Source organism: Burkholderia sp. MSh2 (assembly GCF_000731655.1).
GTDB lineage: Bacteria > Pseudomonadota > Gammaproteobacteria > Burkholderiales > Burkholderiaceae > Burkholderia > Burkholderia paludis.
Map to the genome: position 1 here is coordinate 20,565 of NZ_JPGM01000024.1, position 13,131 is coordinate 33,695.

8 protein-coding genes and 4 pseudogenes are annotated in these 13,131 nt (G+C 60.0%); 5 read left to right on the forward strand and 7 right to left on the reverse strand.

Annotated elements, in window-relative coordinates:
- Positions 1-995: 995 nt before the first annotated feature.
- Positions 996-1,812: pseudogene (locus GQ57_RS43740) on the reverse strand (S10 family serine carboxypeptidase-like protein); the annotation flags it as partial.
- A gap of 497 nt (positions 1,813-2,309) precedes the next feature.
- Between GQ57_RS43740 and GQ57_RS39515 the strand changes: the two are divergent.
- A pseudogene (locus tag GQ57_RS39515) lies at positions 2,310-2,636 on the forward strand (transposase); the annotation flags it as partial.
- A gap of 11 nt (positions 2,637-2,647) precedes the next feature.
- On the opposite strand, the pseudogene GQ57_RS16030 reads toward GQ57_RS39515, so the two are convergent.
- Together GQ57_RS16030 and GQ57_RS16035 are read right to left on the reverse strand one after the other, a co-directional pair.
- Positions 2,648-2,860: pseudogene (locus GQ57_RS16030) on the reverse strand (transposase); the annotation flags it as partial.
- A gap of 29 nt (positions 2,861-2,889) precedes the next feature.
- Positions 2,890-3,162, reverse strand: a complete 273-nt coding sequence (locus tag GQ57_RS16035; protein WP_034198382.1) for a hypothetical protein — start codon at positions 3,160-3,162, stop codon at positions 2,890-2,892.
- Between the two features lie 321 nt (positions 3,163-3,483).
- Between GQ57_RS16035 and GQ57_RS16040 the strand changes: the two genes are divergently transcribed.
- The gene (locus tag GQ57_RS16040) at positions 3,484-4,194 is read left to right on the forward strand and encodes a lytic polysaccharide monooxygenase auxiliary activity family 9 protein (protein WP_425322014.1); all 711 of its coding nucleotides are present in this window, start codon (positions 3,484-3,486) and stop codon (positions 4,192-4,194) included.
- Between the two features lie 98 nt (positions 4,195-4,292).
- Here GQ57_RS16040 and GQ57_RS16045 read toward each other — a convergent pair whose 3' ends face one another.
- Positions 4,293-5,696 (reverse strand): GGDEF domain-containing protein, encoded by a 1,404-nt coding sequence (locus tag GQ57_RS16045; RefSeq protein WP_031402455.1) that lies wholly within the window; start codon positions 5,694-5,696, stop codon positions 4,293-4,295.
- A gap of 835 nt (positions 5,697-6,531) precedes the next feature.
- Here GQ57_RS16045 and GQ57_RS16050 point away from each other — a divergent pair.
- Positions 6,532-7,740 (forward strand): chitinase, encoded by a 1,209-nt coding sequence (locus GQ57_RS16050; RefSeq protein ID WP_425322013.1) that lies wholly within the window; start codon positions 6,532-6,534, stop codon positions 7,738-7,740.
- A 638-nt stretch (positions 7,741-8,378) separates the two neighbouring features.
- Here the strand turns inward: GQ57_RS16050 and GQ57_RS16055 are convergent.
- The 3 genes and pseudogenes from GQ57_RS16055 to GQ57_RS41750 form a co-directional block, all read right to left on the reverse strand.
- Complete coding sequence (locus GQ57_RS16055; RefSeq protein WP_152601917.1) at positions 8,379-8,912, reverse strand: hypothetical protein; 534 nt, start codon at positions 8,910-8,912, stop codon at positions 8,379-8,381.
- 66 nt (positions 8,913-8,978) lie between these two features.
- Positions 8,979-9,203, reverse strand: a pseudogene (locus GQ57_RS43375) (IS6 family transposase); the annotation flags it as partial.
- Between the two features lie 279 nt (positions 9,204-9,482).
- A complete protein-coding gene (locus GQ57_RS41750; protein ID WP_152603272.1) occupies positions 9,483-9,776 on the reverse strand; it encodes a hypothetical protein in 294 nt (97 codons plus the stop codon).
- On the opposite strand from GQ57_RS41750, the gene GQ57_RS16060 reads away from it, so the two are divergent.
- Positions 9,759-10,955, forward strand: a complete 1,197-nt coding sequence (locus tag GQ57_RS16060; protein ID WP_031402452.1) for an FAD-dependent oxidoreductase — start codon at positions 9,759-9,761, stop codon at positions 10,953-10,955. The two genes, GQ57_RS41750 and GQ57_RS16060, sit on opposite strands and share 18 nt — an antisense overlap.
- Before the next feature lie 33 nt (positions 10,956-10,988).
- Entirely contained in the window at positions 10,989-12,980 is a 1,992-nt protein-coding gene (locus GQ57_RS16065) for a hypothetical protein (RefSeq protein ID WP_031402451.1), read from the forward strand.
- The last annotated feature ends 151 nt before the right edge of the window (positions 12,981-13,131 follow it).

Below are 13,131 nucleotides of genomic sequence, written 5' to 3' on the forward strand. Positions count from 1 at the left end.
CCGGGGCTTCTCGAACTACTGCGAGCTACCCTGACGCCGCAGCTTCATGATGCGACCCATCGCAGCCTTATCGGAACTGACGTTCTGGAAAAACTGCAGCAGGTCGTTGCGCAGCGCCGTCCGCGATTCAGAGTCTAGATAAATCATGTGTCCGGACGGATATTCCTTGATCTGCAGGTTCTTCCTCAGCGCCGGATCGAGCTTCATGTTCTGCAGGTCGAGGCGCGTCTGATACCACGGCGTGACGTCATCGTAGTAGCCGCTGGCTTGGAACACTTTCAGATCCGGGTTGATGCTCATGATCGCAGCAAGATCGTTCACGGTATTCAGATTGCCGCGGCCGACCGAGGTCTTGCCGGTCGGATCCTTATGCGTCCAGTCCCACGTCACATTAGTAATGCCCGTGAACGTCGAATTCGACGTGTACTTCAGCTCCTCATTCAGATACACGTTCCACGCGGCGATATAAACGCCGTTGGTCGCACGGTCGAACGCATCGTTGTTGGTGAGGTCGATGTCTGCTGCCACGCCGAGATTCGTCGCTGTTACGCGACCGTCGTACGCGCCGACGCTGCGGTTCGGAACCAGGTTGCGTTGGAACACGTCCGAATCAACCATCAGCTTCGCATGTGTGACAAGAGTCTTGTCGATGCCGATGTATTGCGCGACGCGCTGCGCGGAGGCGTCGCTCGGCGCCGGCAACTGGGCGACCTTGACGAAGGCATCAAAGTAGACCTGCTTCTTCTGCGACAGCACGTCCGCGTTCGGCTGCTTCTGGAAGAAGTCGCTGATGTCAGACCAACTCATCTTCGACGGGCTGCCCGCCGCGGCGAAAGCCTGATCGATCGCGTCCGAGAAGACCGGGTCGTTGCGTGCGGCAGTTTTCGCGGCCTGCGCTGACATTGCGTCCTTCACGATCGCCGCATAGTCGCCCGACGCGAACTTGGTCACTTCGTCCATCACGCCCGCGAGCGTCGTGGCGCTCGTCGGTGCGCTGAATTTTTTGTGATACCACGCGTCGGCTGCGTAAGTCGGCAGGAGGCCGATTGGGTTGTCGCTCTGACGAAAATCAAGAATCGACGACTGCAGCACGACACCGTTCAGATCCACCCCGTCGCCATGCAACGCATTAGCGAGCACAGCCGTGCGGGGAGTGCCGTACGATTCGCCATACAGGAATTTCGGTGAGTTCCAGCGTTGGTTCGCGGTGAGGTAGCGCTTGATGAACTGCGTGAGCAATGTCGCATCCTTGTCGACGCCCCAGAAGTCTTTGTTCTTCGCCGGGGCAATCGCGGTCGAATAGCCAGTTCCGACCGGATTGATGAAGACGAGATCGGTCTTGTCAAGCAGGCTATCGGGATTCGTCTCAATCGTATATGGTGCCGGAGGCGTGTAGTCAGGCATCGACGTCTTGATCCGTTTCGGCGCGTACGAGCCGAGCAGTAGCCACACAGAGGCGGAGCCCGGGCCGCCGTTGTAGAGGAACGTGACGGGACGCGAGCTGGCATTCTTGCCGTCCGCGGTATAGGCGACGTAAAACACTTTCGCGTTCGGCTGCGAGCTACCGGGGTTGGTGGTCACCAGATGGCCTGCCGTCGCCGTATACTGAATCGATTGGCCGTTGACCGTGACGACGTGGTGGGTGATCGCGCCGTCTTCGTTCGCGTCCGTGATCGAATCGTCGGCGCGATTGCCGTACGCAACCGGATCGTTGTATGGCTTGTCGGTCGCCAGAGTGGTCGTAGCGGGCGGCGTTTGCGTCGTCGCAGCTGTGGCTGCGGGCGATCCATCGTCTCCGCCACAACCCGTCATCAGCGTCGCGCAAAGCGAAATCGCCAGCGGTAGCCCGAAGTAGCGCCGAAAGTGTATCGGCGTACCCCCACCTTTCTTCGTCATTTCGTTGCTTTTCATAAGTATCGTTAATTTATCGTTTAGTGATTGTAAATAAACAATGAAAAGAATCTAATTGCCGACACTGTAATGATTGGTAACGTCGGTAATTAATGAAATGGCATCAAAAATGATTGATCAACGCAAATGACAAATATGCACAGTTGATGCTTTTCCTAGCAGATTGGTCAGAAAAAATGACTAATCTTCACAGTTAGCGCTGTCGAGTGGCGGATGAGCTTGGGCGAGGTGTCCAAAGTCGATCCTGGTCGCGGTTTGTGCTCTGTCAGGTTTGCGGGGAGCTGGCGGTAAGGTGACGACACGAAGAAGACAAAAGCGCTTTATTCGGCAAGAGGCGGAAGCGACGGTTCGTGCCGGTCAGCGACGAGCGCATCGAGGCGTTGCGCGCGCACTGGCGCGATCACGGACCGGAGTTCGTCAGCAAGGCGCTCGACGCATGGGCGCACAAACATGGCGTCAAGCTGCAGTTCATCGGTCCGGGTAAGCCGGTGGAAAACGCGCACATCGAGAGCTTCAACGGCCGACTGCGCGAAGAGTGTTTGAACCAGCATGCGTTCGTCAGCCTCGACGATGCACGCAAGCGAATCGACGCGTGGCGCACGGACTACAACTCGGTGCGCCCGCATAGCGCCTTGGGGCAACTGGCGCCGGACCAATTCCGGCAACTGCATCAATCGAAAATCGCCGAGTCCACTAAGTTACGAATGGTGTACTCAGCGGGGTAAGGTCACCTCGATTCCGCGAGCAGTTTCTTCAGCCGGTTGTTTTCGGCTGCCAGTTCCTTCAGCCGTTTCGCGTCGTACATGCTCATTCCGCCAAACTTGCTACGCCATAGGTAGTAGCTCGCTTCGGAAAAGCCATGCTGACGGCAGAGCTCCTTGACCGGCAAGCAGGCCTCCGCCTCGCGCAGGAAACCGATGATCTGCTCTTCCGCGAATCGTTTCTTCATGCCCAATTTCCTGACTACGTGATTGGACTCTAAAGCGTTGTGCTACTCAAGGGCGGGGAGACGTCGCATAGGCCAGGCCTTTGCGTGCGCCACACCTGCCGATTGATGCGGGAAAAGAATTGCTCCTGGAAGTTCGACTCTTCAATGCGTACGTCAAAGTCCAATGGCAGATGCATTTCCATCTGGGCTGCGGATTTGACGAACTGCTGCATCGGCTGATACAGCCGTCGGCAACCAAATGATTGAATAACGAACGGGCCCATGCGATACCCCTCCAAACACGAAATGTCGAGACCGATCATTCGCGATCGTCAAACAACCCAATCCGTGTTGCATCGCGGCTGACGATCGAAGCATTCGGGAAATGAATGTTTTGATGTCAATAATCAAATAATTATTAATAACGGGAATTTATTTTTCCGATTTTTGCGGATAAGGTTCAATTCGGTGAAAGTGATTTGTCAGGAAGCGTGGCGATTGATCATCGCCTGCCACGGTTTCATTTGACCGCTGCTTTTGCCGATCCGCGTGCGCGACGACGCGTTGACAGGAATCCCTGCCCGGGATCTGGCGACAGGCCCGATCTGCGCATATCCGTTTCGACATCAATGCCATGAGGGCTCATGAACAAGATCATCCGCAGGTACGTTGCTTCCGTCATGCCATGCTCGCTGGCCGGCGTGGCGCTGCTGGTTGCGGCGGCCGGTGCTCACGCGCACGGCCGTCTGACCGAACCGCCTTCGCGCATCGTGCTGTGCACGCAAGGCCAGAATCCGGACTGTCCTGTCGACGCCTGGCACGCGAACGCGATGGAGAACGGCAAGTTCTTCCCCGCGACGCAAAGCGGCCTGTCGGATCCGTTCGCGCCGGCCGACGCGAAGAATGCCGCACCGCCGAAGGACGGCGAAATCGCCGGTGCCAGCACGAATGGCCCGCTGCCCGTGTTGAACGAGCAGTCGCCGGGCCGCTGGCGGAAGATCCCGCTGCGGCCGGGCGCGGTCCAGAATTTCAAATGGGAATTCAGCGCCGTGCACAAGACGCGTCGCTGGAACTACTTCATTACCCGTGCCGACTGGAACCCGTCGGAAAAGCTGACGCGCGCGCAGTTCGAGCCCACGCCGTTCTGTACGATCCAGAATCCCGGCCAGCCGTACTGGGATCCGAACGCGAACCTGGTGCCGCAGCAGCCGACCATTCACTCATGCCGGCTGCCGATGCGTAGCGGCTACCACGTCATCCTGGCGGTCTGGGAAGTCGCGGATACGGCGATGGCGTTCTATCAGGTCGTCGACACGGTGTTCACCAACGGCGATACGACACGCAGCCCGTTCTGATCCTGCCGCGACATGACGCGCCCGGCGATGCCCGGGGCGTCATGCATTGAAGAACGCCTGCCAGGGACGCGATGGACGGCACCGACACGGCAAGCGGCTTACCAGGCGACCACCTGGTTGCGGCCTTGATGCTTCGCGCGGTACAGGCGTTCGTCCGCCTTGCGCAGGATCGCGTCGATCGTCTCGCCGTCCCGGCCGAATTCGGACGCGCCGACACTCACGGTGACCTGGATAGGTTCGCCGATGCCTGCTTCGAACGGCGCGCCGGCGATTGCCGCGCGGATGCGCTCGCCGATCGACCGGGCGGTGTCCAGTGCGGCTTGCGGCAGCAGCACCATGAATTCCTCGCCGCCCACCCGCGCGACGCCATCGTACGGCCGGATCGCATCGGCGCATTTGTCGACGAAGCGTTGCAACACCTGATCGCCCGCCTGATGCCCGTAACTGTCGTTGATCGCCTTGAAGTGGTCGAGATCGAGCGCGAGCAACGAGAACGGCGCGCCATTGCGCTTTGCCCGGTTGATTTCCGCTTCCACGCTTTCGATGAATTGCCGCCGGTTGGCCGCGCCCGTGAGCGGGTCGGTGGCCGCCAGGTGCTCGAGTTTTTCGTTGGTCTGTTGAAGCGCCTGCAGCGCGCGCTCCGTCCTGGCCATCGCGTCCCTCAACCGGGCGAACAGTTCTGCCTGGCTGTAGATCTTCGAAAACGAACGGGTCGTTTGAAAGGCCTGCACCACGCCGAAACTGAGCAGGAAGAAGCCGGCCGCGAAAATTGCATGCGCGAGCCACCACATGTGATTCCACGGCCGCCCGAGGATGAAGGCGAGCGAGGAGAGCGCGAACGACGTGACCGAAATGCCGTAGATCGTCATCAGCGGCGAGCGGATGCGGCGGATGAGCAGCGCAACGACGTTGACGACCGAGAGCAGCAGTGCGCCGCCTTCCATCGACAGGCGTACCCACAGGTTGCCGGCCACCGGCGAGAAGGCGATCACGGCGACCGCGACGTCGACGAGTCCGAACACGGCGAGCCAGGGTAACCAGGTGCGGGGATCGGCGCGGGCGGTTGCGCTGTCGGCCTTGTGACTATAGGCGAGCTGCCCGACCAGGATCAGGATCGACATGGTCAGGCGCGATGCCGGCCCGTACAGCAGGAACAGCCAGATATTGTGATGCGCCATGCCGGTGAACAAGCCATGCAACGCATAGACGAGGGAAAAGCCCAGAAAGCCCAGCGTAAGCCAGCGAAGCAACGGCTCACCCGACAGGCGATAGCAGCGCCAGCAGACATACGTGACGAACACGCCTTCGAGCGTGGCGGCCGCGATCGCCAGTTCGTGAAAGGCGTGATTCTCGAATTTCAGCGACGGGTCCTGGAAGAAGTACAGGTAGGCGATCAGATAGGCAGGCACCAGTGCGAAGCCAACCAGCAGGAGCCTCGCGTACACCCGGGTGACCAGTTGGGCGGTGCGGGTCGACGCCTGGGTGGCGAGATCGACAGTCATGTTCGGCCTCCGGGTTCGGTGGATGCATCAAGGACGGCAACGTGACGTCATCGCGGGTCGGTCGCCAATACGATGAAGCCCGATCGCATTGCCTGAATTTCGTTGATTTGAACAATCACGCCAATGGCTGCGAGATATCCGGTTGAATTGTCGAATGGCGACAATTGCAATATGCCAATGTGATCCCGTGAATATTTTCGGATTTCGATATTTATTGAAATAACCGATTCCAGGGTTGATGCCTGATGATTATGTAGTATAACAAATCGAAGTGCGGGCGTCGGACTGAAGGATCACTACATCGGCTGTCGAAATATCGGTATCCGCCGCCGCATGGCAGGCCCGCTATCCCGGGCCTGCGTGACGACTTCATGATAGCGCGCTGTGGCGCGTCGTGACGAGCATCCGGTCTTGCGCGAAAGTGGGGCGCGACATGCTTCACCGGCATTGAGCGAAGTCGTCGTGTTGTCCGTCGTAGATATAAAAGCAGAATCAATATCGAAATTTGTCGTCAAGTGACGATTTGTAAGGTTGGGTTCTTTTGAATTCGACCTGGGCGGAGCTTTGTCAATCGAAAGGAGAAACCATGAACCAGATCTGAATGACGGAGAGACGGCGGCAATCCGTCGATTGACGCGCAGCGCCAGGTCAACGGTGCGCTGATACCCGCCGGTGCGGCCACCTTCCTCGATATGGCGAGTGGTACCGCAGGCGGCTACCCGGCAGTGAAAGGCCATGACCGTGTTAGCGGGTGGGGGCGCCCCAAGGCGGATCCGATCACGATTTTTGTTTTGTAGTCCATATCAATGATGCGGCCGCTTGCCGTCCGTGTGACGTGGCGGGTTTCCGTTGCGCCCGTGCGGGCGGAGCGCGTCTTCCTGAAATATTTCCCGGCATGCATGGTGTGAAACACCGGTGCCGGTCATGCGTAAAACGCGATGAGGGCATGAAAATGAAGAGCAACCAATCTGGAATCATGAAGCGATCGACCTTGAAGGGCGCGCTGGCGCTTCTGTTGGCATGGTCGTCTTGCGGCACTGGCGCTGCCGCGGCAGCCGGGACGGCTACCGGCACGGCGCCGGCATTCGTTTATAGCCCGTACAAGGATGCGACGATTTCGATGAACTGGAACACGAACGTCATCTCGACGAACGTCACCGGTCAATTGAGCCCGGTGCTGTCGGTGCTGCCGGCCGGTGTCCGTACGATGACGCTCGCGTTCGCGACCGGCGAATGCGGCAGCGAGAACTGGGCGGGCGTGGACGGCGGCGCGATGGCGGCCGCCAACGTGCCGCTTTTCACCGCGGCCAATGTGAATTACGTGATTTCCACCGGCGGCGCGGCCGGCATGTTCACGTGCGGGTCGGATGCGGGCATGGCGGCTTTCATCAATCGTTATGCATCGAACAACCTCATCGGGATCGATTTCGACATCGAGGGCGGGCAGACACAACAGGTGATCAACGATCTCGTCCAGCGCGTGGCGGTTGCCCAGCAGAATTATCCCGGCCTGCGCTTCAGCTTCACGCTCGCGACACTGGCCCCTTCCCAGCAGGGCGCGACCACGGCCAGTTCCTGGGGCGCCAGCGCCCCCGACAGCTTCAACGTGTATGGCGACTGGGTCATGCAGGCGATCCAGGCCTACGGCCTGAAGAACTACACGATCGACCTGATGACGATGGACTACGGGTCGGCGGGGGCGGGGAACTGCGTGGTCGCGAACGGCACCTGCCAGATGGGACAGTCGGCGATCCAGGCGGCGATGAACCTGCACGATCACTGGGGCGTACCGTACAGCCAGATCGAGCTGACGCCGATGATCGGCGGCAACGATGTGAGCGGCGAGACCTTTACGCCGGCGGATGCGGACACCGTTGCGCAGTTCGTGAAACAGAATGGTCTCGTGGGTGTCCACTTCTGGTCGTTCGACCGTGACGTCGATTGTCCGCCCGGCGCCGCATCGTCGACGTGCAACTCCATCGGCGGGGTCGGTACGCTCGGTTATACGAACCGGTTTGCCAACGATCTGGCGCCCGGCAATTGAACGAAGAGGGGCCCGGGAGGGGACCATGCGGGCCGTCCGTATCATGGCGACGACGTTTCCCATGGTCTCCGGTTTCCACGACCGGCAACCGGAGGAATTGCCGTGGTCGGGGGCCGGGCCGCCGGCACGCGCCGGATGCGTTCGTCGGGGCGGAGGGTCGGCGTCCGCCCCGGGACGGCGCGCCACGCTCGTCGAAGATGTGAAGCGTCATGAGCTTGTTTCTCGACGCGGCAACTCAGGCCATCGGCGCAACGCCGCCGATGGCACGATGAGCCCGGCCGTCGATTTCTTGCCGCTGGACACGATCGCGAGGGCACTGTCAGGTTGTTCGGTGGCCGGACAAGCATGGACGACTGAGGCGGGTGCCGATCGGCGTACACCGGCGTTACCCATTGCAAAATCCTCCATTGCTGGAGTTTTACACACTCTCAGTAACGGATACGTTTTCGAGGGCAAGGTCACTATATAAGCACTCCTGGACATATCGAGAAACACTCATCCTTTCGTCCTTGTCGCGACAAAACCACCGAAGCGGCCGCGGCGCTGCTGTGCGAGCGCCTGGCGAATCATTGATCCGGCCGCAAAGTGGTCGTTCGATATCAACTACCGCTACGCCACTAGCAGACTTTGTGACCTGATCAACGGCGCTCGACCTCAAACTGGAGAAGCGCTTCGGCGAAGTGAGAGGTAGGGCGATGGCCACAACCTACTTCGGTGTGCCATATACGGGCGTTAGGAGCCAGTTCATGGATGCGAGCGAACATTTCGAGAAGAGCGGTGATGGCGTGCGCGTTCCATTCGGGTCCTTTTCGGTAGTCGAACGACATACACTCACGACCTTCCACGCAGATGGTCAGGTAAGGCAATTCGATACCGTCGATTGAAAGGCCAACAAGGCCATGTCGGAACGACTCGATTTCACCCGCAACATACGCCCGCGCAGGTTCATGAATGGCGCCGATCGGGAGATCCTTTTGCGCGGTGATATGCCAGGCGGTCGCATTTTCAGATGCCTTGCACTGCGACATTACCCAGTCGTAAACCGTGACCACTTGATCAGAGGTCAGATCATCGACGAAAAAATCTGGCAAAAATCCATCATCGTTTTCAAAGAGATCGAAAATCTTTCGCCAGGGAGGCGTTTCTGATTGTGCAACTGGATCTATTGGCATTGACGGTACTGTCAGGTTGTTCGGTGGCCGGACAAGCAAGGACGACTGAAGCGGGTGCCGATCAGCTCACGCCGGCATCCGGGTGCATGAAGCCCTTTCCCAGGACGCGAAGGCTTGGGCGCGCGCCTCGCGTTTGCATTGCGCGCCGTGATTGTAGCGGCACCCCATGAACAGATTCGAAACCTGTCCGTGGACCGAGGCAAATCGTTGCAGCTGGCGCGCCGATTTGAATCGCCGTATCACCTTCTCCCGTAACCGAGTCGGCTGATGCGAGATTTTTGCGTTTGCAAGGGAGGGCTGCTTTGCGAATTCTGCACTGGTGAAGTGCTAGCGCTCTGCATGCGAGTCAAGGATCGTGGCGCGTCGGCTACTGCAGTGCAGATTGTGCGCAAGAGCGAATTGATCGAGGCTACCCGGGATGAAATCGCTTTGGAAGCTGCGCGACCGGCCTGATCGAATCCGGGCTCGATGTCTACGGCCCGGGCGATTGCGGCCACCCTTATCGATCCGCTCCGCGAGGTCATGTACCGCCTCTACCTCGGCAACAAGAACATTTGAGTAAACCCTGATTCATCGCGACGAACCTGGATTGAAATCCCAACCTCCTGTCAGGATTGCCAGCTTGCTCATATATGGTCGCTCGGCATGTAATCTGGCCACGGCAACTGGCCAAGCGTGATACGGATGACGATGCATCGCCAGGCTTGAAATTGGCGTAATCAATCCCGCTTTTGAAAGCATTTTTAAAGCCGGGATTGGCGACTCGACCATTGCTGCATTAATCAGGACCGTGATTTCGCGGATCGCTGAAAAATAGATGTGCTTCCGGATTCCGTGGAGCCCCACATGCACGATACAACGCATCGCTATGACGTCGTCGTTGTCGGTGGAGGGCCCATGGGCCTGTCGACCGCCTACCATCTCGGCAAGCGCAAGGCCAGGACGCTGGTGCTCGAGCAGTTTACCTTCGTGAACCAGCTTGGCAGCTCGGCCGGCGTGTCGCGCCAGTTCCGCATTCCCTATCCCGACGCCTACATGGTCAAGCTGGTCAAGCAGTCGATCCCCTATTGGGACGAGTTGCAAGGCTTGACGCCGCAGCCGCTCATGGACACGGTCGGCACCTTGTGGTTCGGCGATCCGTCGGTCAAGTCGACAGAGGGCAATATCCCCGCCGCCGAGCAAGCGCTGAAGGCCGAAGGGGTTGCCTATGAAACGCTGGACGCGCGCGAATTGGAGCGGCGTTTTCACTTTCGCAATCTGCCGTCGACGTATACGGGCCTATTTCAGGCCCAGGGCGCCAGCATCGATCTCGCGGCCACGCAGCGGACGCTGCTCGACTGGAATCGGCGCTCCCCCTTCGTGCAGCTGTTGCAGGAAGCACCGGTCATCGGCATCGAGCGTCGGCAGGGCGTCTTCGAGGTGAGGACTCCGCTTGGGACCTTCAGTGCCGAAAAGCTGGTGTTGACGCCGGGCCCCTATGCCGACGACGTGTTCAAGCTGCTGGGGTTCCGTATCGCGGCGACCTACTGGAACATGGCCTCGGCGTATTACCGCAAGACCCGGCCGGATATCCAGTACCCCACCTGGTTCGTTTTCCAGAACCCGGAGGGCGACAACGGCAATCAGTTCTACGGCTTCCCGGAGGTGACCTGGAATTACCCGGGCTATATCCGTGTCGCGTCCGATTTCGTCCTCGCGCCGCTGACGTCGCCCGATCAGCGCACGCCCATTCCGAATCCCCAGGAGCTCGCGTTCACGGCCGAGTGGGTCGGCGAGCATATGGAGGGTCTCGAACCGGTTCCGCGCTTCACGTCCACCTGCCTCGTTGCCCTCAGCAAGATCGCGAACAAGGAATTGCTGATCGACTTCGCGCCCGACTATGTGCCGAACCATCGCGACATCGTCATCTATGCAACCGGCTGGGCCGGAAAGTTCGTTCCGCTGCTCGGCGAAATTCTTTGCCAGTTGACCCTCGACGGTCATACCCCATTCGACATCTCGCACTTCTCCACCGGTAGCCGCTATTTCAACAAGCTGGCCTGAGCACGGGCCGGGCATCTACGGGAGCAGGACACCATGGCAAGCAAGACCTATTCGATCTTCGGATGCGGTGCCGCCGGTCTGTACACGGCCTGGCGACTGTTGAACGGCCAGACGCGAGCGGGGGGCGATCCGCATCGGCAGTTGCAGCAGGGCGACGTCCTGGAACTCTTCGACTGGGGCAAGTACGATTTCTCGAAGGAATTTCAGGGCACCCGTGCGCCCGGCGCCCGGGTCTGCACCTGGCACTACCAGAACAATCCCGACCATTCGTACCTCGAGCTGGGCGGCATGCGCTATTCGCAATGGAACGGCAAGAACGACGGTAAAGCGCCGGGCCACCGGCTGGTCACGACGGTGATCGCCAAGCTCGGGCTCGACCGCTATGCGGTGCCTTTCAACGAATCGAGCGATCCCCTCTACTACCTGCGCGCCAGGAATCTCTATCAAAGCGATATTTCGTCGCGCACGCCGGCGCCGTACGCGGCCAACAACTTTGGCGCCGCGACCACGCCCGATCAGGGCTTCGCCGTCGTCGAAGCGTTGTCGGTGACGAGCACCACTGGTCCGAGCACGCGCAAGCAGTGGGACGAGTTCTATCAGCATGGCCGCATCACGGCCGAACTGCCGTCGAGCTCCATCTTCCAGAAAGGCGATTTGCTCAAGGACATCGGCTACTGGAACCTGATGTACGACCAGCTCGGCTCGGAAGGCTATCAGTACGCCGCGGACGGCAACGGATACTCGTCCAACGTGATCAACTGGAATGCCGCGGTCGCCTTCGAGTCGAACAACGAATTCACGCCGGGCAATCAGTACATGACGCTGACGACCGGCTACTCGGGCATGTTCCACGCATTGTTCGCAGCCATCGAGCAGTTGGCGAAGCAGCGCGGCGTCACGCTTCAGTATTACCCGAACCAGCGGCTGCGCTCGATCCACGTCGAGAACGGCGTCGTCCATTACACGATCGCGACGCGGGACGATCCTTACCGAGAGGCGGCCCGTCGGACCACGGCGGCCGCCTGGCTGGCCATGCCGCGCGCGGCACTCGAACAGGTCGCGCAGGGCTCCCGCTATGACGACCGGGGCGGACTGGACGTCCTGAACGACCGGAAGGTCAGGCTCTATCTCGAGTCGTCCATCATGCAACCGTCCTACAAGGTCGGCATGTTCTTCGAGAATGAATGGTGGTCGGACCCGGCTACGCCCTATCCGCCGAAGATCGATGGCTATGAAGTAACGGATGCCGTGATCGCGTCGCTCAAGGAGCAGGATTTCCCGCCGGTGTTCGTGCAGGCGATGTCCGGTTCGGACGCGATCCTGAATGTCCAGTTCGCGAGCGCCGACGCGCTGGTCAAGGCTGTGGAACAAGCTGCCGACGAGCGGATGACCGTCAAACAGGAAACGCTGCTGCTCGCCGTCGCCAAGCGCAACACCATGGGACCGAGCGTGACCGACACGCCGATCCGCATGGTGGTCTACTTCGGCAACAACGCCGCCGACAAGAATGCAAAGCCGGTGTACGGCCTGCTGGCTTCCTACGACGACGAAGCCTTCACTACGTTCTGGCGCGAGCTGGAGCTCGGGCCGAAGGAAGAGCGGCATGTGCCGATCGCCGACGATATCCAGCCCCTGATCGGGCCGCGCAAGGTGCCCGGCAGAATGGTCAAGATGCTGCGCAAGCAGCTGGCGGAATTGCACTTCGGGCCGAACTCGGACTTTGCGGACGTGCCCGAGCCGCTCGAGGCGGCCTATGTCGACTGGTCGCTGCCGCCGTTCCGTGCTGGCTACCATGCGTGGGCTGCGCACTACGACATTGCCGACGTCCAGCAAAAAATACGCAAGCCGTCGCAGCTGATCGACGGCAAGGATGCCCCCGTCTTTATCGTCGGGGAATGCTACTCGAACGATCAGGCCTGGGTGGAAGGCGCCTATTGCACGGCGGAATCGGTGCTCAACGATTTCTTCGACATCGAGCCGTTGATCGACGATTCGGAATACCCGTTCATCTGCCAGCCAACCTGATGGTTCGGCGCATGCGGTCGCAGTCGAACGCGCCGCGGATCGCTGCGGAGTGCCGGAGCCGGGAAGGACGAGCGGGAGGGGCGGTGACGCGCCCGCTCGAACGACCGCGCGGCCAGTCGAAAGACGTTGGGCGCGCATCGATACCGGAGTA